Genomic DNA, 25,241 nt, shown 5'->3' on the forward strand with positions numbered 1-25,241 from the left:
CTGCACCACCTGCCACCAACCCCTGCCCAGCGGGTCACGCTCAAGGCCAAGACCGAGCCAGACCTAACGGAGTCCTACTAAGGGCTGTCCCGTAAATGATCTCCGCGCGGTCGGGCGGGTCTGTCAAACGAGTGGCTCTGTTCCGTAGTCGGTGGTGACGATGCGTTCTCCTTATTGCAGGAGGATGCGGTGACGGAGGAGGTCGAATCCTGCTCGGCCGTGCATCTGCCGCATGATCTTCTTGGTTCGGGTGTTGACGCCCTCTGTCCGACCGTTGTGGTGGGGCAGGGTGAGGCCGGCTTTCACGGCTGCGCGGTCGAGTTCGAGGCCGTTGCAGAAGCTGTGCAGGTGGGGCAGGCCGACGGTGCGGACTGTGGCGATCCACTGGGTGAGCTTGTCGTCGTTGGCCTGGGCCGGGGTCAGGAGCGTGGCGAACTCGCCGGTGAGTCGGGCGACTGCGGTCATCTCCGGGCAGGCCGCGGTGAGGAGGCCGAGCAGGTCGGTGTCCTTGGTCCACAGGTGCTCGGGGTGGGTGAGCAGGAGCCGGGCGACGCGGCGGGGGGTTGTCACGGGGCGGTCGCCTTCGGCGCGGCCTTGATTGAGGTAGCGGACCAGCAGGTTGGCACTGCCGGTATAGCCCAGTTCCCTGATCTCGTGCAGGAGGTGCGTGACGGGAACGGCCGGGTTGTCGGACCGGCGTTGGCGCAGATGGTCGCGGTAGGGGTCGACCAGGGTGGGCCGGTAGCGAGGGGTGATGCGATCTGCGGGCGGTTCGGGGATGCGGGCGTAGCGCTTGACGGTGTTCAGGGCGAGGTTCAGTCTGCGGGAGCAGTCGAGCAGGCCGACGCCGGAGTCGAGGAGGGCGTGGATTTTGTGCCAGCGCTCGCGGGTGGTCTGCTCGCGCACCCCGCCGGGCCGGGGCGGGTTGACGCTGGCCCAGCAGGGGGCGTGGGCGCGGACCTCGGCCAGGACTTTGTCGCACAGGTTCCGCCACAGATGCCAGCGGTCACTGACCTGCACCGCGTCGGGCAGGGCCCGGCGGATCGCCTCGGCGTAGGTGGCCGAGCCGTCCCGGCACACGACTTCGATCCCTTTCTTCCCGCGTAGCCATGTCTCCAATGTGGCGGCTTCGCGGTCGGGCAGGACATCGACGCGTTCCCCGGTCTCGGCGTCGATGATGATCGTGGCGTAGCGGTGACGGCGGCGCAGGGCGAAGTCGTCGACCCCGATCACCCTCGGGATCCGCACCGCTGGCGGGGGGATTCCCCGCAGCACCCGCAGGGCGGTGGCGAACGATACGGGCACGGCCAGTAACCGGGTGAGCCGGGCGGCCGCCCGGCCGCATAACTCCTTGACCACCCCTGAGACCTGGCCGGTCAGACGCGTGGTGCGGCGCTGAAGGCGCTCGATCAGCCCAGGGACTTGCTCGCGGAAGGTCTGCCTCCGGCAGCCCAGGACCGGGCAGACCAGACGTCGTGCCCGGACGCTGACCACGACCCGGCGGCCATCGACCGGCACATCCTCAACTGTCCGGACGTGGTATCCGTGCACTTTCCCCGTCGGGACCCCGCACATCGGACAGGGAAAGGGAACATCCCGGGTCCGGGCCAAGACCCGGATCACCTCGGCGTCGTCCGCCACATCCTCGATGACCAGCGCCGAGAGCCCTGAAAACACCGTAGCTACAAGGGAGTTGACATCTCGCATACAACGTCAACGACGCCCGTCACCTGCCGTCACCACCGACTACGGAACAGAGCCGTGAAATGCGTGCGACGCGGCGGGCGGCAGTTGGGCGGTGCCCGCCTGGGGCGCATCGAGGCCGCCGCCAGGATCGCCTGGCGACGGCGAGTGCGGGAGCGGCCCGTTGACGGCGGGGCAGGTTCCGGCACCGATGCGCAAGGCGCGCCCCCGGAGGAGCGCGAGAGGTGATCGACACTGCCGGGGGCCTGGGCCGTACGGTGCACGCTAGCCCTCGCCGCACTCCCTGAACAGACGTCAAGTGGCCATCCGGCCGTGGTGACGGTTCCGGTCCGGGGGAGTACCGGGGCTACGAGAACCGGGGATCGTCCGGACCGGCTGGGCCGTCGCTACAGCCGTCATCGCCACAGCCGTCAGTGACGTGGCCGCGGCCCCGGTCGCCACGACGCGGGGCTAGCCGCTCCCCGAGCAGTTACAGGGAGAGCCGCTCGGGGCGTTGCCGCGCCCGCGCGCGACGGAGCGGCGGTGACGGCTCGCGTGTTCTGACGTCTGCGTACGACGGAACGCCGGTGACGGGCTCGCGTGTTCACGGGAGCGGCCCCTGGCGCCGCCGCGTACCTCACATACCGATGATCAGTCGGCTGGCCTGGTTCGGGACAGCGGCAGTGAGCTGCGAGGCGCCGCCCTCGGACTCCCCTGCCGTCTCCGCGTCCCGCACCTGGTTGGGCACGGATACGTCGTGCAGGGCCCGGTCGGCGGTGATGAGCGCGCTCGCGGTCAGCGGCGGGCCGCCGTATTCGGATGCCGACGCCATCAGACGTGCCGCTGCCTCCGGGCCGGTCTCGGGCGGGATCACCAGCAGGTCCCAGCGGCCGGTGCCGTAGGACAGCAGAAGAAGCTTGTGCGGGTCGAGTTCCGGGGTGAACCAGCCGACCTTCACGACATGGCCGCTGACGGGCACCTCGTGCGGGATGACCGGCCAGTGCTCCGGGTTGACGGCGACACGGGTGATGCGCCCCCACAGGGGGTCCAACACATCGGTCAGCGCGGGCAGTTCGCGCAGCAGATCGTGGGAGCGCGGCCACCAGGCGCCGTCCAGGAGTCCACGGGAGGGGCCGTCGGCCTTCAGTGCGAGACGAGCGGGAGGGGCTGCCGGTACGAGACGGGCTGGAGGCGCCGCGACGGGTGCGAGCCGCGGCAGGGTTGCTTCGAAGGTCGCGGTCATGATGAGGACCCGTCTCCGGGCCGCCCCTGGAGTCGCGGCCCGGGTCTCACTTTCGCCGGGAACGACCCGGCGTGGAAGCCGGTGTGCGAAATGCCCTCGGTACGTCCAACGTACTCCTTCTCGTACTCCTGCCGCTGCCGCCGTACCGGCAGGAGTACGGTGAGGACGTCGAGGACACGTCGTACGCCGGTGATCGCACCGGCCTCGTCCTCGTCGCAAGGCCCGCCGTCGAAGAGACGCAGCCCAAGACCCCGGCCGCACTGTCGTCACCGAGGTCAAGGACCGCCCATGTCTTCACCGTCTCCCCCTCCCCTGTCCGCCGCTCAGCCGGAAACCGCCCAACCGCTCCTGGAGTACGACGGGAGGGCAGCCTTCCCGCGCGGCGCGACGACTCGCGAGCGCACCGGCAACGACCGGCTGTCCCTGACGATCACGGCGTTGATCGTCCTCCTGCCGTTCCTGGCACTCGGCCTGGCCGGCTGGTTGCTGTGGGGGCGCCTGATCCATCCTGCCGATGTCCTGCTCGCCGCGGTGCTCTACACCGTCACGGGCCTCGGCGTCACCGTCGGCTTCCACCGGGGCCTGACCCACGGCGGCTACCGGGCCGTACGGCCACTGCGCATCGCGCTCGCGACGGCCGGGTCGATGAGCTTCCAGGGCGACGTGATCGGCTGGGTCGCCATCCACCGCCGCCATCACGCCTTCACCGACCGGCCGGGCGATCCGCACTCTCCGTACCGCTACGGCACGTCCGCGCGCGGCCAGTTGCGGGGTCTGGCGGACGCCCATGTCGGCTGGCTGTTCCGCAACGACCCCACGTCCGCGGCGCGTTACGCTCCCGATCTCGTCGCCGACCGCGACATCCGGGCCGTGTCCCGGGCCTTCCCGGCCCTGTGTGTGCTCACCCTCGCCCTCCCCTTCGCCGCCGGTCTGCTGATCGGCGGCACCTGGGTGTCCGCTCTGACCGCCCTGCTGTGGGCGGGACTTGTGCGCATCGCCCTGCTCCACCACGTCACCTGGAGCGTGAACTCCCTCTGCCATGTGATCGGCGAGCGTCCGTTCCGCACCCGACTCCACGACCGCGCGACCAACTTGTGGCCTCTGGCCCTGCTCTCCTTCGGGGAGAGCTGGCACAACCTCCACCACGCCGACCCCACCAGCGCCCGGCACGGTGTCGACCGCGGCCAGCTCGATCCCTCCGCCGCCGTCATCCGCCTTTTCGAACGCCTCGGTTGGGTCAGCGACGTGCGCTGGCCCACCCCGGACCGTATCGCCGCCCGCCGCGTGTGAACCCGATCGACCGCGCCCCCTTCAGGAGTTCTCGTGACAATCGCGCCCCCGCCCCCGCTCTCCCCGTCCCCGCTCTCCTCGTCGTCCGCCGTCCGTCTGCGCCTGTCGGCCCAACCGGTACTGGGCCACATGCCCCGGCGTATCGACGGTGCCTGGTGGCCCCGTTCGACCGATCTGACGTCCGAACTGCCCCAGCTTCTGGGCGGGTTGCCGCCCTCCTGGGGGCATGTCAGCAGCGTCCTGGTGGACGAGGCCGTATGGGCACCGTTCCCCGGACGGCTGCTCGTCGCCGACCAGGTGGTACGCCTGCGCCGGACGACCGGCGAGCACGCCCCGTCCACCGTCTGCCTACTGGCGCCCGGCCGCGGCCGGTGGGACCTGCTGGTCGTACCGCCCGCGGCCACGGAGGCGGAGGCCGGGCGGCTCATGGACAGCGTGGAGCCCGTCGTGAAGGACAGCCTGGGGTGGGGAACCGCTGTCCGTTGAGGCCGAGGCCGATGCCCATGACGATGACGGTGTCTGTCGGACCGGTAGGGCGTGGCGGGGTTCTCGTTCCCGGTCCTGCGGCAGCCGTGGTGTCCGCAGGCGGAGTCCGTCCGGACCGTCTGCGGAGTACGCTCGGTGCTACCGAGGGTATTTCGCGCACCGGCTCCCATGTCCGTGTCGCTTTCGGCGATTTGATCACCTCGGGCCGGTCGCGGTCGGTCCGGAGCCGGGTTCGTGTCATGAATGCGACCGCTACCCCCACGCCGATCCCCGAAAGCACGCCCTCCTCTCCGTCCTGCCGAAGGCCCTTCGCTTCCGTCGGCTCCTCGCCGACGGCCGCGCTCGATCCGCCGTGGGGCCGGGCCACCGGCGGCCTCTCGGACCACCCGTACCGGCCGGCTGTCCCTGGCGCGGTGCCCGTCGGTGGGCAGGTACAGCCGACTCCCGCCTCGGCTCTTTGGCTGATGGCCGCCGGGAGAGACTGCCTGCGCACCTCGCACGCGGACCGGCTGATGGCGGAGGCGGCGAGCCTGCGCACGGTCTCGGAGACCGACCCGGCCGTTCAGGCGGCCTGGGACTCCGAAGGGGACGATGCGGCGGGCGAGCCGGCGGCACGCCCGCAGATCCCGGTCGTTTCCGCTCCGCCGACGACGAGATGAGGGCCGTGGAGGCGCTGTGACGACCACGGCCGCAGCCCGACGCGCCCTGCCGATCCTCACCCGCGGGTGAGGACCGGCAGGGCGGGCGCACCCGCGGGTGAGGGACGAGAGCCGCCGTGAGTGCCGTCGGGGTCCTGGCGGACGGCGTCCGCCAGGACCCCGGTCCTTCCCTGCACCGCGGTCCTGCCGATGGAGCCGACAGACGGGCGCGCGGGACCTTGGACCGCGCGTGGTGACCGCTGGAACGACCGCGCGTGGTGACCGCCGGCACGCGAGCTCAAGACTCGGCGACCCGTGACCTCAAGAGCCGGTCGGCACGCGGTCAAGAGTCGGCGGCACGCGGCCTCAGGTATCAGCGGTACGCCACCCGGAGCCGGTGGTGGCCGCGGACACGCGGCGTCAAGAGCCGGCAACGACTCGGCAGCAGCCCGGGACCCCGGCCGCACCACGTACGACAGGCCGGGATCCTCCCGTGCCGTGTGCTTCCCCGACCGTTCGGGTCCGGGGCCGTTATCGACGTAAGGAATGTGGGAACCATGGGTGTTCTGATCACCGTGCTGGCGGTGTTGGCCGTGGCCGGGCTCGTTCTGCTCGCCCTCAGCGTGCGCAACGTCCAGCAGTACGAGAAGGGCGTGGTGTTCCGCTTCGGGCGGCTGCTGCCGGACATCCGCGGGCCGGGCCTGCGGATCATCCGGCCGATCGGGGACCGGATGCGGAAGGTGTCCGTACAGACCGAGGTCCTCGGTATTCCGCCGCAGGGGTCCATCACAGCCGACAACGTGACACTCACCGTGGACGCGGTCGTCTACTTCAAGGTCATCGACCCCGTCAAAGCCCTGGTGAACGTGCGCAATTACCCCGCCGCCGTCTCCCAGATCGCCCAGACATCGCTCCGCTCGGTCATCGGCAGGGCCGACCTGGACACGCTGCTCTCGGACCGCGACCACATCAACGCGGAACTCAAGAAGGTGATGGACGCCCCCACCGAGGAGCCCTGGGGGCTGCGTATCGAACGCGTGGAGATCAAGGACATCGCCCTTCCGGAGTCGATGATGCGCTCGATGTCCAAGCAGGCCGAGGCGGAGCGGGAACGCCGTGCCCGGGTCATCGCCGCCGACGGCGAGTTCGAGGCCTCGCAGCGGCTGACCGACGCCGCCGCGACCATGGCCGACACTCCCGGAGCCCTCCAACTGCGCCTGCTTCAGACCGTGGTGGACGTCTCCGCCGAGAAGAACAGCACCCTCGTGATGCCGTTCCCCGTGGAGATGCTCCGCTTCTTCGAGCACCAGAGCAGGGACACCGGCGGCACGTCCGAGGGACGGGTCACGCACCGGATCAGCCGGAGCACTCGGCGCACCCCGAGCCCCGCGGTGCCCGAGGGCGTCGTGATCCCCGAACCCGCCATCCCGTCATCCGCCATTCCGGCACCTGCCATCCCGGCACCGGCCACCCCGGCACCTGCCACCCCGTCACCCGCCATCGCGCCCACCTTCTCGCTGAGCGGGGAACGGGTCGGATCCGGCGGCAAGCGGATCGGCAGCCGTGCGGAGGTGGCCCGGGAGCGACGGGACAACTGGCCGACACGGAAGGACGCCGAGGAGTCGCTGAGCGGCTGACCGGTCCGCCGCCGGGTGACGCGGACCGGCCGGCTGATGCCGCGCGGTGCCTCTGATGACCCCGGTGACAGCGCGTCACCGGGGTCGCAGCGGTCCGGGGTGGCTGAAGCGGCCGGCCCGGCGCTGGATGCGGTGCCGACGCGTTCGGTGGCGTACCGGTGGTTGCGCCGCTCGCGCGTCGGCACGGGCGTAGAAGACGTGCTTGGCGCCCTCGATCAGCACCAGGTAGAGCACGACCATCAGGGCCAGGGCGAGGAGGAGTCCGGGCGGCAGGGCCTGGAAACCGAGCGGCCCCGCGAGCGGTGACATCGGCAGCGCGACACCGACGGCGACCACGGCGACGGCGCTGACCATCAGGGGGCGGCTGGGCCGGCTGCGGTAGAACGGCACCCGGCGGGTGCGGATCGCGAAGACGACCAGCGCCTGCGTGGCGAGGGACTCCACGAACCAGCCGGAGCGGAACAGTTCGGCTCCCGTATGGAAGATCTCGATCATGACCGCGAAGGTGAGGAAGTCGAAGACGGAGCTGACGGGCCCGAAGAAGAGCATGAAACGGCGGATGAAGGCGATGTCCCAGTGCGAGGGCGCCCGCAGTTGCTCCGGGTCGACGTTGTCGGTGGGGATGGTCAACTGCCCGGCGTCGTAGAGGAGGTTGTTGAGCAGGATCTGCGAGGGCAGCATCGGCAGGAAGGACAGCACCAGGGAGGCTCCGGCCGCGCTGAACATGTTGCCGAAGTTGCTGGAGGTGCCCATCAGCACGTACTTGATGGTGTTGGCGAAGATCCGGCGGCCCTCGGAGACCCCGTCGGCGAGGACGCCGAGGTCCTTCTCCAGGAGCAGGACGTCGGCCGCGTCCTTGGCCACGTCGGTCGCGGTGTCCACGGACAGCCCCACGTCGGCTGCGTGCAGGGCCAGCGCGTCGTTCACCCCGTCGCCCAGGAACCCGATGGCCCGGCCCCGGCGCCGCAGCGCCCGTACGACCCGGGCCTTGTCCTGGGGCGAGACGCGGGCGAAGACGGTGGTGGTCCCGGCCGCCCTGGTGAGCTGGTCGTCGTCCAGTTCCCCGATGTCCCGGCCGGTCAGGGCCCGGCCGGGCGCAAGGCCGAGGTCGGCGCAGACCTTCTGCGCCACGAGCGCGTTGTCGCCCGTACAGATCTTGACGGTGATGCCGAGGTCGGCCAGGCGTTTCAGGGAGGCGGCGGCACCGGTCTTGGGCGGGTCGAGGAAGACCAGGAAGCCGGCCAGGCGCAGCCGGCACTCGTCGGCGGTGGTGAGGGACGTCTGCCCGTCGGCGTCCCTGGTGGCCACGGCGACGACCCGGCTGCCCGCCGCGAAGTGTTCCTGGAGCACCGCCGCGGCCTGGTCCGGTACGTCACCGCAGCGGGCCAGGACCGCCTCGGGCGCCCCCTTGGCGACGAGCAGGCGGCTGCCGTCCGCGCGCTCGACGAGCGCGGAGCCGAGCTGCCGGTCGTGGTCGAAGGGCAGCAGCGCGAGCCGGTGGTGACCGGCCGGGGGTGTGTCCGTGGCCTGCCACAGCGCGCTGTCCAGCGCGTTCCCGCCCACGTGGTCGAGATCGCCCTCGGTGGCCAGCAGGCCCAGCGTCAACACCGCGTCGGAGGGTGCGCCGGCCGGGTCGAGGGCCGCCTCGAAACGTATCCGGCCCTCGGTGAGCGTGCCGGTCTTGTCGGTGACCAGGACGTCCATGTCGCCCAGATCCTCGATGCACACCAGCCGTTTGACGAGGACCTTGCGGCGCGCCAGCTGCCGTGAGCCGGTGGCCAGGCTCGTGCTCACCACGGCCGGCAGCAGCTGCGGGGTGATCCCCACCGCGATGGCCAGCGAGAAGAGCAGCGCGTCGAGCAGCGGCCGGTGGAGCAGGAGGTTGACGACGAAGATCCCCGTGGTGAGGGCGGCGGCGACCTTGAGGAGCAGCATGGAGAAGCGGCGCAGCCCCGCCTGGAAGTCGGTCTCCGGCTGCCGTTCTCCCAGGCCCAGGGCGATCCGTCCGAACTCGGCACGGCCCCCGGTGGCGACGACCACTCCGGTCGCGCCGCCCCCGTGCACCACCGTCCCCATCAGCGCGCAGGAGGTCAGCTCGGCCAGCGCGGCCCCCGCGGCGACCGGCTCCGGGGTCTTGTCGACAGGGGCGGACTCCCCGGTGAGGACGCTCTCGTCGCAGGCGAACGCGGTGCACTCCAGCAGGCGCAGGTCCGCGGGCACCACCTGCCCCAGCGTCAGACGTACGACATCGCCCGGCACCAGCTCGGTCACATCGACCTCGGCGGCCGCACCGTCCCTGACCACGACGGCCGTGTGGCGCACGCGCGAGTGCAGGGCCTGTGCCGCCTTCTCCGCCCGGTACTCGTTGACGAATCCCAGCGCCACGCTCAGCACCAGGATCCCCGCGATGACGATCGCGCCGGTGCGCTCGCCGAAGACGTACGAGACCCCGGCCGTCACCGCCAGCAGGATCAGCAGGGCGCTGCGCAGTTGCCGTCCGAGGAGCGCCAGGACCCGGACGTGGTGCGTGCGTACGGCGTTCGGCCCGACGGCCGCGAGCCGCTCGGCCGCCTCACCCGCCTCGCCCCCCGACAGTCCCTCGGGACTGCTCGCGAGCGCGGCCAGCACGGCTTTCGCGTCCTCGGCCGCGGCGTCCCCCACCCGCATCTCCGTCACCCGGGTGGTCACTGACTCCAGGTCCATCCGGCGACCTCGGGCAGGTCCGCCCCATGGGCGCGGATCCAGTCGTGATGGCGGTAGCGGACGTCGGCCATGTGCTGCCGCAGCTCCGCCGCGCGGACCGCGAGACCGGGCACCCGGTCGATGACGTCCATGACGAGCCGGTACCGGTCGAGGTCGTTGCGTACGACCATGTCGAACGGGGTCGTGGTGGTGCCCTCCTCCTTGTAGCCGCGCACGTGCAGGTGCGGGTGGTTGGCGCGGCGGTAGGCGAGCCGGTGGATCAGCCAGGGATAGCCGTGGTACGCGAAGACGACGGGCTTGTCGGGGGTGAACAGCGCGTCGTACTCGCTCTCGGACATGCCGTGCGGGTGTTCCTCCGCGGGCAGCAGCCGGGCGATGTCGACGACGTTGACCACCCGTACCGCCAGTTCGGGCAGATGGAGACGGAGCAGCGAGGCGGCGGCCAGCACTTCGAGGGTCGGTACGTCGCCCGCGCAGGCGAGCACCACGTCCGGCTCGCCGCGCTCGGGCCCGGTGCCGGCCCAGGACCAGATCCCGGCGCCGCGGGCGCAGTGCGCGCGGGCGGTGTCGAGGTCGAGCCAGTCGAAGCAGGGCTGCTTGCCCGCGACGACGACATTGACGTAGTCGCGGCTGCGCAGCACGTGATCCGCCACGGACAGCAGGGTGTTGGTGTCCGGCGGGTAGTAGACCCGCACGACCTCAGGGGACTTGTTGAGTACGTGGTCGACGAAACCGGGGTCCTGGTGCGAGAAGCCGTTGTTGTCCTGGCGCCACACGTGCGAGGTGAGCAGGTAGTTGAGGGAGGCGACCGGGCGGCGCCAGGGGAGCCTGCGGGCGACGCGCAGCCACTTGATGTGCTGGTTCGCCATGGAGCCGACGATGTGGACGAAGGCCTCGTAGCAGGAGAACAGGCCATGCCGTCCGGTGAGGAGATAGCCCTCCAGCCAGCCCTGGCAGGTGTGTTCGGACAGGATCTCCATGACCCGGCCGCCGCGTTCCAGGTGCTCGTCCGTCGGCAGTACCTGGGCCTCCCACGCCTTGCCGCTCGCCTCGTAGACGGCCTGGAGGCGGTTGGAGGCCGTCTCGTCCGGGCCGACCAGCCGGAAGTCCCGCCGCTCGCCCGTGTCGGCCATCACCCGCGCCAGCAGGTCGCCGAGGACACGGGTCGGCTCATGCGCCGTCGCGCCGGGCTTGTCGACCGGGACGGCGAACTCCTCCAGGGGCGGCAGGGGCAGGTCGCGCAGCAGCAGGCCGCCGTTGGTGTGGGGGTTGGAGCCAAGGCGGTGCGCGCCGTCCGGGACACAGGCCAGGACCTGCGCCCGGGGGCGTCCGTGCTCGTCGAAGAGTTCCTCCGGCCGGTAGGAGCGCAGCCACTGCTCCAACTGCCGCAGATGGTCCGGGTTTTCGCGTACGGCCGGCAGCGGGACCTGGTGCGCCCGCCAGGTGCCCTCCACCGGGAGACCGTCGACCTCGGCCGGTCCGGTCCAGCCCTTGGGGGTGCGCAGCACGATCATCGGCCACCGTGGGCGTTCGGTGACGGCGGAACCGGTGCCTTCGGCGCGGGCGGCGTGCTGGAGGGCGGCGATGCGGTCCAGGGCCTCGTCCATGGCGCGGGCCATCGCCTGGTGGACGGCGTGGGGGTCGTCCCCGGTGACGTGGAGGGGCTCGTGGCCGTATCCCCTGAGCAGGGAGTCGAGTTCGGGCTGGGGTATCCGCGCCAGGACCGTCGGGTTGGCGATCTTGTAGCCGTTGAGGTGCAGGATCGGCAGGACGGCGCCGTCGTGCACCGGGTCGAGGAACTTGTCGGAGTGCCAGGAGGCGGCCAGCGGGCCCGTCTCGGCCTCGCCGTCGCCGATCACGCACGCCACCAGGAGCCCCGGGTTGTCGAACGCGGCCCCGTAGGCGTGCGAGAGGGAGTAGCCCAGCTCGCCGCCCTCGTGGATCGAGCCGGGCGTCTCCGGCGCGACATGGCTGGGGATGCCGCCCGGGAAGGAGAACTGCCGGAAGAGGCGGGCCATGCCGGCCGCGTCCCGCGTGATGTCCGGGTACGTCTCGGTGTAGCTGCCCTCCAGCCAGGAGTTCGCGACCACGGCGGGCCCGCCGTGACCCGGCCCCCAGACACAGATCGCGTCCAAGTCCCTTGCTTTCACGACCCTGTTGAGGTGCGTGTGGACCAGATTCAGTCCCGGTGAGGTGCCCCAGTGCCCCAGCAGTCGCGGCTTGACGTGATCGAGAGCCAGGGGCTCGGTCAGCAGCGGGTTGGACATGAGGTAGATCTGCCCGACGGCCAGGTAGTTCGCCGCCCGCCAGTGGGCGTCCAGGGCGTTCAGTTCCTCGTCGTCGAGGCGGTCGAGGCGGTCGAAGTCGGCGGGGTCGTCAGGGGTGTTGAGCATGTCGAGTGTGTCGGGGGAGGTCCCGGGAGGGGGGCCGAGTGGCATGACGAACCCTTCTTGAAGAGGGCTGCTCAGGAACTTCGAGCCTGTCCGCGACTGCTCGTTGAGGAGCGTGCCGCGCTCGGTGGCGCGTCGTTGCGGCAGGCTGCGGGGCGCCGGGCGCGGTGCGTCGGGCTTCGTACCCTGCGGGGTGCGACCCAGGCAGGGCGTACGGGGAGGAGACAGGTCAGTGGGTCACCAGGTCGGCACTCCGAGCTCTCTTGGCTCGGTGCCTGACCGGATCTCCTCGAAGGATGCGATGGGGACGGACATCAAGTCCGCTCCCGCCGCACCGTGTTCAGCAGGCCGTGCGTCCACCGGGGTCCTGGGCGTCCGATCGTCAGCATAGTCCCCCGGTCCTTCGCCGCGGTCGGTCCGCGCAGGCCGGTACTCGGCTACGTGGTCAAGCCCGCGGCGGTCAGCGGCCATTGAACCGGGGAGACTTGAGGCCGCCCAACGGTGACTTGCCGGGCCGCGAGGTCGGTTCCCGCCGGCCTTCGCGGCCACGAGGTCCGAGACCGGACCGGTTACGCGCGCCGAGCGCGGTGAGCCGGTCCAGCGCCTGGCGGTGCTGCGCCTCGTCCACGCCGGCGGTGGCGTCGGCGACGACCACTTCGTATCCCAGGCGGAGCGCCGTCGCGGCGGTGGCCGCGACGCTGTGCGCGGTGGATCCCCGGACGCGAACGGCGATGTGCGGCTGCCGCCGCGCACCGGACCGCGTCGCCGGTCACCGCCGGCGGCCTGCACCGCATCAGCTCGGGGCCCCGCGTCGCAGCAGCCATCCCGTCAGGCCGGCTTGACCGAGCACCACGACGTCGCCCAGCCCCCAGACCAGCATGAGCAGCCGGGCGGCCGTGGCCGAGGAGTACCCCAGGCCGTCGTGGAGGAAGGACGGGAGCCAGACCAGGCAGAAGGCGATCCCCCTGTAGGTGCCGAAGTAGGCGGCCGTGGCACCGATCCAGGTCCGGGTCGCGAGGATCCGGCGGTACGGGGTCCCGCGCGGGGCGCCGTTCGTCCCGGCTCCGTACTCCACCGCCTCGGCTCCCTCGCCCGTACGGCCGGTACCGGTGCCGGCGCCGGTAGACGGCGGGCTTGCTCACCCCGGCCCGCCCAGGGACGAGGGCTCGCGCGGAACATCCTGCTCGGAGGGTAGGAGGGGTGCCTCCGTGGGCACCATGCGTCTATGCGCGTCAACGGGGACGCGGGTCTCATCAGTCATGAGGAGGGGTCATGAACCGTCAGATCCGGATTCGCGTCAACCGTCGGCCCGCCGCTCCGCGCGAGATGCCGATCGACCGCAGGACACCGTCGGGACGTCTGCTGCCGTACTGACCAACGCGTACCGACCCACTCGTACCGCGTCACTCCTGCGGGACCGAGTGCAGGCCGGCTCGTGGCGCACCGACCGACGGCGCGGTCGTCGCGGACGGGTGGACGGCACTGCGGGACCGACCCGGTCGCGTGGCCGTGCTGGGCTAACGCCCCAGGGCCGCACCGCCGTTGATGTGCAGGAGCTGGCCCGTCATGTACGCCGCCTCCGGTGACGCGACGTACCGGATGGCCGCCGCGATCTCGGCGGGGTGGCCGGGCTGTCCGGTGAGGGACTGGGCCACGCGGGAGGCGACGAACTCCGGGGTGGCGCGGTCCCCGAAGAACTCGGTGTCGCCGACGAAGCCGGGAGCGACCGCGTTCACGGTGATGCCCTCGGCGCCGACGCGCCGCGCGAGATCGTAGGTGTAGGTGTTGATCCAGCCCTTGGAGCCGCCGTACGAGCCGGGGCCGCGCAGCGAGGCGATCGAGGAGAGCTGCACGATGCGGCCGCCGGGGCGGCGCAGGTGGGGGAGCAGCGCCTCGGTGAGCAGGACGGCGGTCAGGACGTTGGCGTCGAAGTTGCGCCGGTAGCTGTCCGCGACGGACGCCAGGCTGCCGTCGTGCGGCACCGAGGCGTTCCCGCCCGCGTTGGCGACCAGGACGTCCACCGGGGTGTCGTCCGCGACGATGAACTCCCGGACCGCGCCGACCTGTTCGGGGTCGGACAGATCCGCCGCCCGCCAGGACGCGGTGCCCTGCCCGAATCGCTCGTTCAGTCCGTCGGCGGCCTTGCGCAGGACGTCCTCCCGGCGGCCGAGGAGCACCACCCGGTCCCCGTCCGCGGCGAACACCTCCGCCGTCGCCAAGCCGATTCCCGTACCGCCGCCGGACACCACCACACGCCGTCCGCCCATGTCCGTCCCACCCGTTCTCGGAATTCCTGGATATGAATCTCAGTCATGTACAGATATCGATGGGGAGGCTACGGAGCGCCTGAGGCAGCGTCAAGTGTGTCTGCCGTTCAGCCTGTTGACCGCCCAGGCGTTACTACAGCGGTGACTGCCAGGTGACGCTCGTACCGCCGCCGCCCGAGTCGCCGCCGCCCGAGTCGCCGCCGCCCGAGTCGCCGTCGCCCGAGTCGCCGTCGCCCGCGCCGGTGCGGCCGGTGTCCGCGGCCCCTGAGGTGCCGTTCGGGTCACCGTCGTCGTGGACGGTCAGCCGGACCCCGGGGCGGCCGTCCGGCAGGGGCACCGTCACATCGACGGCGACCTCGATCCGCGACACCCCGGGGCGTCGGGAGGCGGCGGCCAGCGCGCGCCGCAGCACGGCGAGGAGCTGACCGGCCACCGGCTCGCCGAGTCTGTTCTCCACCGGCCCCGCGAATCGGGTGGACGGCTGGATGCCGAGGACGGCCGCCGCGCCGGCCGTCTCGCGCAGCACCTTGCCGCGGAACGTGGTGGGGGCGTCGGCGGGCGGCTGTTGCAGCGCGAAGATCGCCGTGCGCACCTCCTGGACCGTGGCCTCCAGTTCGTCGACCGCCCGTCCGAGAGCCGCGGACACCTCTTCGGCCCCGCTGTCACCGGATCCGCTGTCGCCCGCCTCACCGTCGCCGGCCCCGCTGTGGCCGCCCTCGCGTCCGCCGCCCCCGCGTCCGTCGTTCCTGCGCTGGGTGGACTCCAGCATCATGCCGGTCGCGAACAGGCGCTGTACGACCAGATCGTGCAGGTCGCGGGCGATGCGGTCGCGGTCCTCGTACACCGCGAGGAGTTCACGGCTGTGCCGGGCGTCGGCGAGGACCAGGGCGAGCGCCGCCTGCGAGGCGAACTGGGTGGCCAGCAGGCGTTCGACCTCCGTGTACGGGCGGTCGCCGCGCCCGCGCGGCAGGGCCAGCGTGCCGATGAGGCGGCCCTCGGTCTGTAGGGGCAGCATCATGTTCGGTCCGTACCGGGACCGTACAGGGGTCGTCATCCGCGGGTCGGTCGCCGAGTCGTCGATGAACACCGGCTCCCCGCCCAGGAGTTGTTCGAGGACGGGATTGCCGGGCGCGATGGTGGCGCCCACGATGCCGGCGGGGTCCTCGTGGGTGGAGACGACCACGATCTCCATGCCGCCCTCGTCCGTGGGCTTGAGGATGATGCCCGCCGAGGCGCCCGCGAGAATCCTGGCGCGTTCGGCGACCGTCAGCAGCGCGTCGGCGTCGGTCCCCCCGCTGAGCAGCGCGGTGGTGACGGCCGCGGCGCCCTCGATCCAGCGCTCCCGCTGCCGGGCCGTCTCGTACAGCCGGGCGTTGGCGATCGCGATACCGGCCTGCGTGGCGAGCAGGCGCACCAGTTGTTCGTCCTCACGGGTGACGGGCCCGGTGGACTTGTCCGCGAGGTAGAGATTGCCGAACACCTCGTCGTCGACCCGGATGGGGACGTCCAGGCAGATGTCGGCCTCGGGGGGTTCGGGGGCTTCAGTGGATTCGGGGGCCTCGGGCGCTTCAGGGGCCTCGGAGCGAGGGCCGGGCTGCGCCGTGTGCGCCTCCTCCGTGTGCGGCCTCTCCGTGTGGGGCGCCTCTGTGTGCGGCCCCTCCATGTGGGGCTCCGCCGTGCGGATCCGTAGCAGCCCGTCCCGTCCGGGGTCCGCCATCCGCAGGGCCGCGTACCGGGCCCCCGTCAGCTCGGCGGCGGCGTCCACGATCCGCTGGAGGGTGGCGCGCAGATCGAGTTCGGTGCCGACGCTGAGGACCGCTTCGAGGAGGGGCGGGAGTCCTGGCACGGGATCGGTCATACGAGGCCCTCGGACGCCTGGACCTGGACGTCAGTTCGCCAGCGGGTCCAGGATCATCGGCTCGATCTTGCCCTCCAGCATGTAACCGAGGCCCTGTACGGCACAGACGTCGGGCCGTTCGGCGATGTGGACGGGCATACCGGTCGCCTGCCGCAGCATCTGGTCGAGCCCGGGGAGCAGCGCGCTGCCGCCGACCATCATGATCCCGCGGTCGCCGAGGTCGGCCACCAGATCGGGCGGGCAGGACCGCAGTACCTTGCCGATGCCGTCCAGTACGGCGGTCAGCGGCGTCTCGATCGCCATGCGTACGGCGGCGGTGTCGACCTGCACGGAACGGGCCAGGCCGGTCGCCACGTCCCGCCCGTGGATCTCGGTCAGGGCCGGTCCGTGCGGGGTGAGCCCGTTGCCGGAGAGGGCGAGCTGCAGGGGCCGTACGGCCTGACTCGGCAGCATCAGCTCGTGCTGGTGGCGCAGGTGCTGCACGATCGCGTGGTCGACGGCCTCGCCGCCGACCGGGATGCGCTCGGCGGTGACGATCGAGCCCAGCGACAGCACGGCGAGCTGGGTCGCGGCGGCCCCGCACACCATGATCATGGTGGCCTCGGGCCGCTCGACGGGCAGCCCGCAGCCGACCGCGGCCGCGATCAGCGTGTCGACGAGTTCGACCCGCCGTGCCCCCAGCCCGACCAGTGTCTCGATCGTGGCACGCTGCGCCAGCGGGTCCGCGTCGTGCGGCGTGCAGGCCGCGGCGCGCAGCCGGGGCTTGCGGCGCAGGGTGCGGCGGACCTTGTCGCCGAGCAGATGGCGCAGCATCCGCTGCGCCATGTCGATGTCGACGACGGTTCCGCCGGACACCGGGCGCACCACCCGGATGTAGTCGGGCGTCCGGCCCGTCATCTTCTCCGCGAACTCCCCGACCGCGATCAGCGCGCCCGTCTTCGTGTTGATCGCGGCGACACTCGGCTGGTCGACGACCAGGCCCGCACCCCGCACCCACACACGGGTCCTCGCCGCGCCCAGGTCGACGGCGAAGTGACAGCGGCGCAGCTGCTCCAGACTGGCGGTCATGGCAGGTCCTCCCGAGAGCGCAGACCGTGGGGCTCCGCCGGGCGGCGGTCCTCTCTCGCATCCTGCGCGCGCCGGGCGCCGGGCGCCCCTTTTGGAGGGCCGGGCGGGGTGCCGCCGACCGGGTGTCGAGCGGCCGTGGACGCCATCGGTCACCCGATCGGCCCGTCCCCTGCCTCCGGACAGGACACGGGGTGCCGGCTCAAGGGTCACCCCGCTCCACGGAATTCCTGTCCGCGGAAAGCCCGTCCACGGAATCCCGCTCTCCGGATGTTCGCTGTACGGAGGTGTCCGCCGAGGTCGGCGGGCGTGTCCCGGAGGTCGGCGCGCCCTCGCGGAGCCGTACCGAGCAGGCCACCGACAGCCCCGGCACCGGCCAGCGACGGAGTCCCTCGTGCACCGCGCGCTGGGCCGCGCCCGCGCGGCGCAGCGGGTGACGGCGGGTGATGCGCCCCGCCTCCTTGACGAGATGGTCGAGGAGCAGCCTCGACACGTCGTGGGTCTCGTCGCGCACGAAGGCCACCGGGTCGTCCACGTGCCAGGACAACTCCACCGAGGCGGCGAACGAACTGCCCCCGGAACTCGGCAGACGCAGTTCGTGCGCGGCGCCATGGGTGGTGAGGTCGACCTCGTAGTACGTGATGAGGGAGCGCGGCGGGCGCTTGCCCCGCGGCCGGTCGAGGTCGAGGAGTGTCAGCGAGGTGTCGGGGTCCGTGTGCACCACGGCGGTGCGGCCCTGCTCCACGCCCCGGAGCCGGGTGAGGTCGCGGGTGGTGAACGGGCCCCGGACCAGGTCGCGTCGGACCGGTTCGAGTTCCGGGAGACGCTCGGGGAGGTCCAGGGTGCAGTACCAGGCGTCCGCCGGTCCGTCCGCCGTGACGCCCGCCCGGCCGTCCGCCGAAGGCTGCCGGTGCAGCGGGCGGAAGCGGTTCGGGGACAACGTGGGGCTGCCGCCGCTCATCAACTCCTTGTGCAGAACGGGCGAGAGCACGACCACGATGTCCGCCTCGGGGCGGTCCAGGTCGGGCCGGAGGACGGGCGGCACCGTCGGGCTGCCCGCGTCGGCGAACAGCGCGGTGTGCCAGAACGTCACCCGGATCTTCGGAGGCTCGTCCAATTCCAGCAGCGCGCCAGGCAGTTCACGCAGCACCGCGTTCAGTGCGGTCAGTACGGAGGCCTCGGGCACGGTGATCACGACATAGCCGTTGTCGCGGCCGAGGAGTTCGTACTCGTTCGGCGTCATGTCGCTCAGGGAGAGCAGCCAGGTCAGCGTCCGGCCGAGCACGCTGTGGGTGTGCGGATCCTCGACGGAGTCCGCGGTGTACTCGACGGCGATGATCGGGCTGCCGCGTTCCGGCGTGACCCGCAGTTCGCGGTACAGCTCCAGCAGGGCGGGGTCCGGCTCGCCGGGCGCCTGGAACTCCTCGTACGCCCGGTACGACTCGATGGCCTCGGCGACGCGGCCCTGGCCCTTGAGCGCGAGGAGGTGCAGCCGCCGGAAGTCCTCGCGCCGGGGGTGGGACCGCAGGAGTTCACCGAGGTCGGTCGCCGCACGCCGGAAGTCGCCTGTCTCCAGGTCGAGTTCGGCGCGGGTGGCGCAGAGCGTCAGGCGCAGGGCGCGGAGCCGGCCGCGGGTCGCCTCGGCGGCGGGGCCGGGGACGCCGTCGACCGGGTCGCCGGCCCACAGGTCGAGAGCCTGCCGGACGCATGCGCCGGCGGCCTGCGGGTCACCCGCGTCCCGGTGGGCCTTCGAGCGGGCGACGAGATCCTCGCACTGGGTGAGGTCGACGCAGTCGGGGTGGGCGTGCAGCGCGTAACCGTCCGCGGTGCTCGCCAGGACGCCGGGGCCGAGGGCCTCGCGGAGCGCCGCCGCGTCCGTGGCCAGCAGGCGCGCCGCACGCTGCGGGGGCCGCCCGTCCCACAGCCCCTCGGCCAGGCCGGAGTGCGTCACCGGCCGGCCGCGGCTCAGGAGCAGCATGCACAGCAGGGCCTGCTGCCGGGGTGACAGGGTACGGACGGCGCGGTCGCCCCGGGCGACCCGAACCGGTCCCAGGACCCGGTACCGGTGGCGTGCGGCCTCGGCGGCATCCAGGGCCTGGGCGAAGGACGGCGTGAAGAACAGATCCATGCCGCGTCGCTGGGCCTGCGGGTCCGAGGAGGTCAGCGGATTGAGGATGTCGGACAGCAGGGACCTGAACTCGCTTGGAACCGCGTTGAGTTCACCGGACCCGGCTCCGTTGGTCAGTTCCCGCAGCAGGCTGCCGAAGCCGTGCAGGTCCTTCGAGAGGTCACGCTCCCGTCCGGTCCCCAGCGCGAAGTGGGTGATCTTCAAACTGCCGTCCGGCCGGACGATCAGGCCGTTCGGCGTGAGGCTGCCGTGGGTGACGCCCCGCCGGTGCACGGCCCCGAGACCGCGGGCGAGCTGCTGGGCCAGCGGGGCGAGCAGGGAGAAGGGCAGGGCGAAGCCGCCCTCGGCGGTGAGTTCCGCCACCGTGAGTCCCTCGGTGAACTCCGTGACGAGGTAAGGGACGTTCCCCTCGATGCCGAAGTCGAGCACCGCGAGGACGTTGGGGTGCTCGACTCCGGCGAGAGCGCCGGCGTCCGTGAGGAACCGCTCGTGTGCGGTCGACGGGTAGGCGTGCACCACCACGGGCCGGCCGCTCCGGGTGTCCTCGGCCCGCATGCGCTGCATGCCTCGGCCGAGGCGCCGCACCAGCCGGTATCTGCCGAGCACCAGCCCCCCGGTCCGGGGCGGCGCCCCGCCCCCCAGCCGTCGGACGCTCTCCTCGCGCACCGAGGCGAACGCCTCGCCGTCGGCCGTCGCGTCTCCGGGGCCGGGGGCGACCACGGGGAACTCCCCGGCGGCCACCCCGGCCCTCCCGTCGATCAACGCGCCGACCCGGCCGAGGAGTTCACTGGTGCGGCTGTGCGCGGTGCGCGGCAGCGTGTGCAGCAGGAGTTCGCGCACGCCGGGCCGGAAGGCGTACGAGCCGGGCGGGCCCGACGCCCTGGCGCCGAGGAGACCGCTGAGGATCACCTCGGCGAGATGCTGCGGCCGAGGGCTCCGCTCGATCGTGGCGTGCACCAGCCGCATCACGGGCAACTCCGACCGCCCCACGGCGAGATGGCCGGCGAGCCGGAACGCCTCGGGGGAGGCCATGGAGCGGAACCGCAGGACGAGCTCCTCGGCGGAGAGCCGCTCGACGTCGCCGCGGCCGTGCTCGTCGAGCGGCGCGGGCGCCGGAGCCGTGTCCAGCATCGCCACCGAGCCCGGGAGACGGCCGCCGCCGGCCACCAGCGACGACCAGTTCGCCAGCCAGCGGGCGGACGGCTCCAGGACGGGCAGCGCGAGCACGGGACCGGGGCCGGGCAGGTCGTCCGAGGCGTAGGAGTCCACGGTGTAGGCGGAGTTGGGGGCGGCGGGCCACGGAGCGGTGAGGCGCGCGGTCGTCGCGGGCAGGGCCGTGGTGCGCCACAGCCGCTCGGGCAGCGGCTGGAGCACGGCCACGGGCATCCGGGCCGCCCAGCGGCGCAGCGTGCGGTACCAGCGGGTGCCCGCCGGGCCGCCCCGCCACTGCGCGCCCATGCAGTCGCTGACCAGCAGGGTGACCGTACGGCCGTCCGCGTACGACTCCTGCGAGCCGGGCCGCCGTACGGTCCCCCCGACGGTGAGCTGGTGCAGCTCCACCGTGCGGAAGACGCCCGACTGGGCGAGCGCGGTGTGCAGTTCGCGGACGAGCGGGCGCCAGACGGGCATGGTGGGCCCGGTGTCGTGCACGAGATGCAGGGTCAGCCAGCGCTCGGTGGCAGGCCGCAGCACCGGCAGCCACCACTGGGGCGCCGCGCCGAGCCGCGCGATCCGGTGGGCGGTCGCCTCCTCGTCCAGGGTGTGGCCGACGGGCGCGGGCACCCGGCGCTTGAGCGGACGCAGGGTGCGCTGCAGCGCGAGCGGGTGGGGCAGCATCGGCGGAGCGGGGGCGAGGAGCGTGGTGTGCGGGGTGTTCGCCGGGCCGCCGTCCGCCGCGTCCCGGCCGGCGCCGCTCGCGTCCCGGCCGGAGGAGCCTGAATCGGAGTCGGAGCCGGGCAGGCGCAAGGGGACGCGGCCGTCGCCCGCGCGGTCCGGACCGGCAAGCGGGTCCCCGGGGGCCGGGTCCGGCGGTACGTTCGTCCGCGCGGATGTCTCCGGCGGCGTACGAGGGGAGCCCTCGCCGGTCCGGGGCGGGACCGGCGCCACGACGGCCGGCCCTTCGATGTGCCCCGCGAGCCACAGCAGCTCGGCCAGCTCCAGGGAGGTCGGTGCCTCCCCGCCGACGACCCGCCCCAGCAACTCGGCGAGCAGGGCGGGCCCCGGGTCCGCGGGAGTGTCCGGGTCCTCAGAACTCATCGTCGTCCCGGGTGCTGCTGAGGTAAGGCATCAGCTGCTCCGCGAGATCGTCGCGCGACGCCGCGTCGATGCCCGCCGTGCCGGTCAGGTAGATCGCGTTCAGGAGCTGGTCTGTGGCGAGCTCGCCCCCGGTGCCCCGGGCGAGGAAGCGGGCGATCAGCTCGCGGGCGTTCGCGTCGGGCTCGCCGAGATGCGCGCGGACGATGCTCTCGAGGTGGGCGTCGCGCGGCTGGTGGAGTTCGAGCCGCACGCACCGGCGCAGGAAGGCCGGCGGGAACTCGCGCTCGCCGTTGCTGGTCAGGACGACGAACGGGAAGGCGCGGCAGCGCACCCGGCCCCGGGACACGGTGACCCGCTCGTCCGTGCCGGCCACCATCACCTCGGCGGCCGGGGTGTGGCGGCCCGACCGGACCAGCTCCGGGATCTCGTACTCGCCCTCCTCCAGGATGTTCAGCAGGTCGTTCGGCAGATCGAGGTCGCTCTTGTCGATCTCGTCGATGAGCAGGGCGCGCGGGCGCCGGTAGGGGAGCAGGGACGTGCCGAGGGGGCCGAGCCGCAGATGGTCCTGGAGCTCGCCGCCCGCGGGGATCTCGTGCGCGGCGGCACGGCCGGCGGCGTACAGCCGGGACAGCGGGTCGTACTGGTAGAGGCCGTCGTGCAGCGTGGTGCGGCTGGTGATGTTCCAGCGCAGCACCGGCCCGAGCCGCAACTCCCGTGCCACCGCGTACGCGAGGGAGGACTTGCCGCTTCCTGGCGGACCGGTCACCAGCAGCGGGCGGCGCAGGTACAGCGCCGCGTTCACGAGCTGGACGGCCCGGTCGGTCGCCCGGTAGGTGCGGGCGCGGTGCCTGCGGTCGGGGGAGGCGGTCGAGGTGTCGCCGTCCTCGGCGGGAGTCTCCAGCTCGGGACCGCCGTCGAAGTCGCGCCACGGCGGCGGCGCGGGCAGCTTGGCGATGCCGTCGTGGGGCTCGCTCCCACCCGTGTAGACGGGCCACAGGGACATGCGCTCTCCTCATTCGTTTCTCGCGTGCTCGCTCGCCGGTCTCCGCGCGAACCCCGGGCGCTCAGCCCACGGGCGAGTGCAGATAGCCGACCGGGTCGGGGAGGCATCTTGGGTCCTCCCAGAGCAGCGCCAGGTCGTTCGCCCAGTGCGGTTCGGGACCGTCGTCGGCGTACGCCGTCTCGCGCAACTCGTGTATGTGCGAGGGGAGTTCCGAGGGCGGGAGATCCGCGAGATGTACGGCGAGACGGTCCAGGAACGCCGCCCCCGTGCAGTCCTCGTGCGCCCCGCCCCGCTGCTCGCCGCGGCAGCCGCTGCGTGGCCAGAGCATCACCGGGACCGCCGCGTTCAGGCTCGCCTGGAACAGCCGGCGGGTGCCCGCGGCGCGCGGCGGGGAGGCGAAGCCCACCATGTCGGCACCGCGCCGCAGCCCGATGGTCAGCCGCACCGGATCCTGGCCGAGCGCCCCGCAGTCGATGCGGTGCAGCCGTGGCGCGGACAGCCCCTCGAGCCGCTGCCACTTCTGGAGCAGCTTGTGCTGGAGGCCGCCGCTGCGCCGCCGCTCCAGGTCCATCACCACGAGCGGGGCGAAGGAGCCGAGCGGGCTGTCGTCGTCGGCGCTGCGCTGCCAGTGCGCCACATCGGTGTTGAGCCAGCGACGCGGCAGTACGAAGGCGATCAACTCGCGCGCTCCCGGCTCCAGTTCGTGATACGCCTCGTCGATGCGCTCCAGCGCGTAGCCGCGCACCCGGTCGGCGGGCAGGGCGCGCGAGCCGACGACGCGGCGGTGCCGGCCGTTGTACGCGGAGACCTCGACGAGGAACTGGTGGTCGCCCGAACCGCTGGGCGCGATCTCCACGAGGATCGGCGACCAGGGCTGCGTCCCGGCGGCGGCCCGGCCCGCGGGGTTCACGGGCGGCCCGGGGCGCCGGTCGTACGCCCGGGACGGCCAGGCCCGTAACGCGCCCCGCGTCGGCGCGTCCTCGGTGAAGTCGGCGAGCCGCGCGGCGAACCGGGCGACGGCGCCGGTGTCGGGCACCTCGGAGAGCAGATACCAGGCCGCGTCCCACAGCGACCGGAACCGCCGGCCAGGCAGCGGCGGTCCGAACGGGCCCACGGCGTCGCTGTACAGCCGCTCCGGACTGCACTCGGGCCGCCCGTCGAACTCCGGCCCCCGCGCCAGCACCAGCTCGCGCAGCCGCTCCTTGTCCACCCGCCCGTACTCCGGTGTCGGAATCAGCTCGCCGAGCCGCGGCCAGTAGCGGGCCATGACGTGCGCGGGCAGCATCCGTCCGTTGCGGATCCCCGCGTCCCGCGCGGCGGCGGACACCATGCCCACCACCCGCCCGGTGTCCGCGAGGGTCACCGCTGCGCCGCTGAAACCGGGCGCGAGCGGCTGTCCGTGCGCCGCCCAGGCCTCCAGCTGGACCCACTCGTCCGCGATCAACTGGTCAGCGGTGGCCCGGTATTCGGCGAGGGTCCCTTCCTCGTAGCGCTTGGGGAAGCCGTACGCCACCAGCCTGCGCGGCGGATCGCCGTAGGCGTCCGACGGTGCCGCGAACTCCGCGGGCCTCAGCGGTACGGAACGGTCGAGTTCGAGGACGGCGACGTCACCGGGGTCGGTGTCGTGCCCGTCCCAGCCGCCGTGCGCCACCACCTTCGCGGGCAGCGGCTCCTCCTCCCGGGCGAAGGAGACGCTCACCTGCGCGGTCCCGCTGCGCGCCACCACGTGGGCGCAGGTCAGCACATGCCGCTCGGTGACGAGGAAGCCCGCGCCGGTCTCCCGCCCACAGGTGATCCTGGCCTGCCAGGAGGCGCTGTTCATGACCGCGCGACGGTCCCAGGCACACCGGCCTCCGGCCCGGAGACAGGGGGAGTCCCGGGCCCGGTCCAGGTCTCCGGCGGGACGCCCATTCCGGGCGTGCCGTCGGTTCCGGGCAAGGCCCCGGTCCCGGCCTCCGGCCCGGACGCAGGGGGTACAGGCGGTATCCCGGGCCCGTTCCCGGGTCTGACCCCGGTCCCGGCTGCCGGCCCGATCCCGGGCGTGCCGGCCGGCCCGACGGGCGTGGCCCCTGGCCCGACGGGCGTGCCGCCCGTCCCGGGCCCGCCCCCGGAGGCCGCCTCAGGGGCGGGCCGGGTGCCGTCCCGTTCGGATTCTCCCGGGGTCCACGAGAGCTTGACGACCAGGTGGCCCTCGACCGCGCTCTTCGCGATCAACGCGCCCGCCTCCGCGGTGAGTTTGACCCCGAACTCGATCTCGACGGAGTCGGGCGCGAGGCTCCCGTCGCGGAACACCCGCAGCGCCGACTGGGCGGCGGCCCGCACGCCCTCCAGGGCGCCCTCGAAGGTGCGCGTGGCCTGCACCGTGCCGTCGTCGCGGGCCACGAGCCGGGAACCGGTCCCGTCGTCCACCGCCTCCACGACGACCAGCGCCCCGTCATCGGTCTTGAACTCCACCAAACCGTCCATGGCGCACCCCCGTTGTCCGCGACGTCCGAGCACCGACATTGTCCCGGAAGGCACTTGGGACTGTCCCGGTTTCTGCGGCTCGTACCCACCTGTCCTGGCGGGAAGCCGCCAGGGCGCCTTTCCGCCAG

General features: G+C 72.6%; 16 protein-coding genes and 1 pseudogene. 4 read left to right on the forward strand and 13 right to left on the reverse strand.

Annotated features, from left to right (window positions below; all coding sequences use genetic code 11):
* Nucleotides 1-171: 171 nt before the first annotated feature.
* A complete protein-coding gene (locus ACZ6KY_RS35485; protein ID WP_469314370.1) occupies nt 172-1,707 on the reverse strand; it encodes an ISL3 family transposase in 1,536 nt (511 codons plus the stop codon).
* A gap of 613 nt (nt 1,708-2,320) precedes the next feature.
* Nucleotides 2,321-2,926, reverse strand: coding sequence for a DUF5994 family protein (locus tag ACZ6KY_RS35490; RefSeq protein ID WP_469314371.1), 606 nt, complete (start codon nt 2,924-2,926; stop codon nt 2,321-2,323).
* Nucleotides 2,927-3,214: 288 nt separating this feature from the next.
* Here ACZ6KY_RS35490 and ACZ6KY_RS35495 point away from each other — a divergent pair, with 288 nt between their 5' ends.
* The 4 genes from ACZ6KY_RS35495 (at nt 3,215) to ACZ6KY_RS35510 (ending at nt 6,977) form a co-directional block, all read left to right on the forward strand.
* Nucleotides 3,215-4,216 carry an acyl-CoA desaturase gene (locus tag ACZ6KY_RS35495; protein WP_469314372.1) on the forward strand — a complete coding sequence of 334 codons (1,002 nt, stop codon included), beginning with the start codon at nt 3,215-3,217 and terminating at the stop codon, nt 4,214-4,216.
* Between the two features lie 33 nt (nt 4,217-4,249).
* Nucleotides 4,250-4,702, forward strand: a complete 453-nt coding sequence (locus ACZ6KY_RS35500) for a DUF5994 family protein (protein ID WP_469314373.1) — start codon at nt 4,250-4,252, stop codon at nt 4,700-4,702.
* Between the two features lie 464 nt (nt 4,703-5,166).
* Entirely contained in the window at nt 5,167-5,361 is a 195-nt protein-coding gene (locus ACZ6KY_RS35505; RefSeq protein ID WP_469314374.1) for a hypothetical protein, read from the forward strand.
* Between the two features lie 536 nt (nt 5,362-5,897).
* Nucleotides 5,898-6,977, forward strand: a complete 1,080-nt coding sequence (locus tag ACZ6KY_RS35510) for a slipin family protein (RefSeq protein WP_469314375.1) — start codon at nt 5,898-5,900, stop codon at nt 6,975-6,977.
* Between the two features lie 75 nt (nt 6,978-7,052).
* Here ACZ6KY_RS35510 and mgtA read toward each other — a convergent pair whose 3' ends face one another.
* The 11 genes and pseudogenes from mgtA to ACZ6KY_RS35565 form a co-directional block, all read right to left on the reverse strand.
* Nucleotides 7,053-9,680 carry a magnesium-translocating P-type ATPase gene (gene mgtA / locus ACZ6KY_RS35515; protein WP_469314376.1) on the reverse strand — a complete coding sequence of 876 codons (2,628 nt, stop codon included), beginning with the start codon at nt 9,678-9,680 and terminating at the stop codon, nt 7,053-7,055.
* Nucleotides 9,662-12,073 carry a phosphoketolase family protein gene (locus ACZ6KY_RS35520; protein ID WP_469314377.1) on the reverse strand — a complete coding sequence of 804 codons (2,412 nt, stop codon included), beginning with the start codon at nt 12,071-12,073 and terminating at the stop codon, nt 9,662-9,664. The genes mgtA and ACZ6KY_RS35520 overlap by 19 nt, the downstream gene beginning before the upstream one ends.
* Before the next feature lie 457 nt (nt 12,074-12,530).
* Complete coding sequence (locus ACZ6KY_RS35525) at nt 12,531-12,803, reverse strand: isochorismatase family protein (RefSeq protein ID WP_469314419.1); 273 nt, start codon at nt 12,801-12,803, stop codon at nt 12,531-12,533.
* Nucleotides 12,804-12,863: 60 nt separating this feature from the next.
* The gene (locus tag ACZ6KY_RS35530) at nt 12,864-13,145 is read right to left on the reverse strand and encodes a hypothetical protein (protein WP_469314378.1); all 282 of its coding nucleotides are present in this window, start codon (nt 13,143-13,145) and stop codon (nt 12,864-12,866) included.
* 442 nt (nt 13,146-13,587) lie between these two features.
* Nucleotides 13,588-14,337: an SDR family NAD(P)-dependent oxidoreductase gene (locus tag ACZ6KY_RS35535; RefSeq protein WP_469314379.1), complete on the reverse strand. Its 750-nt coding sequence runs from the start codon at nt 14,335-14,337 to the stop codon at nt 13,588-13,590.
* Between the two features lie 133 nt (nt 14,338-14,470).
* Nucleotides 14,471-16,195 carry a GAF domain-containing protein gene (locus ACZ6KY_RS35540; RefSeq protein ID WP_469314380.1) on the reverse strand — a complete coding sequence of 575 codons (1,725 nt, stop codon included), beginning with the start codon at nt 16,193-16,195 and terminating at the stop codon, nt 14,471-14,473.
* 30 nt (nt 16,196-16,225) lie between these two features.
* Nucleotides 16,226-17,263 (reverse strand): rod shape-determining protein, encoded by a 1,038-nt coding sequence (locus ACZ6KY_RS35545; protein ID WP_469314381.1) that lies wholly within the window; start codon nt 17,261-17,263, stop codon nt 16,226-16,228.
* A 199-nt stretch (nt 17,264-17,462) separates the two neighbouring features.
* Nucleotides 17,463-21,644, reverse strand: coding sequence for an SAV_2336 N-terminal domain-related protein (locus ACZ6KY_RS35550; protein ID WP_469314382.1), 4,182 nt, complete (start codon nt 21,642-21,644; stop codon nt 17,463-17,465).
* On the reverse strand, nt 21,634-22,647 hold the full coding sequence (locus tag ACZ6KY_RS35555) for an AAA family ATPase (protein ID WP_469314383.1): 1,014 nt from the start codon (nt 22,645-22,647) through the stop codon (nt 21,634-21,636). The genes ACZ6KY_RS35550 and ACZ6KY_RS35555 overlap by 11 nt, the downstream gene beginning before the upstream one ends.
* Before the next feature lie 61 nt (nt 22,648-22,708).
* Nucleotides 22,709-24,469 (reverse strand): VMAP-C domain-containing protein, encoded by a 1,761-nt coding sequence (locus ACZ6KY_RS35560; RefSeq protein WP_469314384.1) that lies wholly within the window; start codon nt 24,467-24,469, stop codon nt 22,709-22,711.
* A 302-nt stretch (nt 24,470-24,771) separates the two neighbouring features.
* A pseudogene (locus ACZ6KY_RS35565) lies at nt 24,772-25,113 on the reverse strand (CU044_2847 family protein); the annotation flags it as partial.
* Nucleotides 25,114-25,241 lie beyond the last annotated feature (128 nt).

It is taken from the genome of Streptomyces sp. NPDC042002, from assembly GCF_055588305.1.

Excerpts from the sequence above, each read along its gene's own strand:
- ACZ6KY_RS35540 (WP_469314380.1), bottom strand. The coding sequence starts at position 16,195 with ATGACCGATCCCGTGCCAGGACTCCCGCCCCTCCTCGAAGCGGTCCTC.
- mgtA (WP_469314376.1), bottom strand. The coding sequence starts at position 9,680 with ATGGACCTGGAGTCAGTGACCACCCGGGTGACGGAGATGCGGGTGGGG.
- ACZ6KY_RS35505 (WP_469314374.1), top strand. The coding sequence starts at position 5,167 with ATGGCCGCCGGGAGAGACTGCCTGCGCACCTCGCACGCGGACCGGCTG.
- ACZ6KY_RS35535 (WP_469314379.1), bottom strand. The coding sequence starts at position 14,337 with ATGGGCGGACGGCGTGTGGTGGTGTCCGGCGGCGGTACGGGAATCGGC.
- ACZ6KY_RS35490 (WP_469314371.1), bottom strand. The coding sequence starts at position 2,926 with ATGACCGCGACCTTCGAAGCAACCCTGCCGCGGCTCGCACCCGTCGCG.
- ACZ6KY_RS35555 (WP_469314383.1), bottom strand. The coding sequence starts at position 22,647 with ATGTCCCTGTGGCCCGTCTACACGGGTGGGAGCGAGCCCCACGACGGC.
- ACZ6KY_RS35520 (WP_469314377.1), bottom strand. The coding sequence starts at position 12,073 with ATGCTCAACACCCCTGACGACCCCGCCGACTTCGACCGCCTCGACCGC.
- ACZ6KY_RS35485 (WP_469314370.1), bottom strand. The coding sequence starts at position 1,707 with ATGCGAGATGTCAACTCCCTTGTAGCTACGGTGTTTTCAGGGCTCTCG.
- ACZ6KY_RS35510 (WP_469314375.1), top strand. The coding sequence starts at position 5,898 with ATGGGTGTTCTGATCACCGTGCTGGCGGTGTTGGCCGTGGCCGGGCTC.
- ACZ6KY_RS35550 (WP_469314382.1), bottom strand. The coding sequence starts at position 21,644 with ATGAGTTCTGAGGACCCGGACACTCCCGCGGACCCGGGGCCCGCCCTG.
- ACZ6KY_RS35495 (WP_469314372.1), top strand. The coding sequence starts at position 3,215 with ATGTCTTCACCGTCTCCCCCTCCCCTGTCCGCCGCTCAGCCGGAAACC.
- ACZ6KY_RS35545 (WP_469314381.1), bottom strand. The coding sequence starts at position 17,263 with ATGACCGCCAGTCTGGAGCAGCTGCGCCGCTGTCACTTCGCCGTCGAC.
- ACZ6KY_RS35560 (WP_469314384.1), bottom strand. The coding sequence starts at position 24,469 with ATGAACAGCGCCTCCTGGCAGGCCAGGATCACCTGTGGGCGGGAGACC.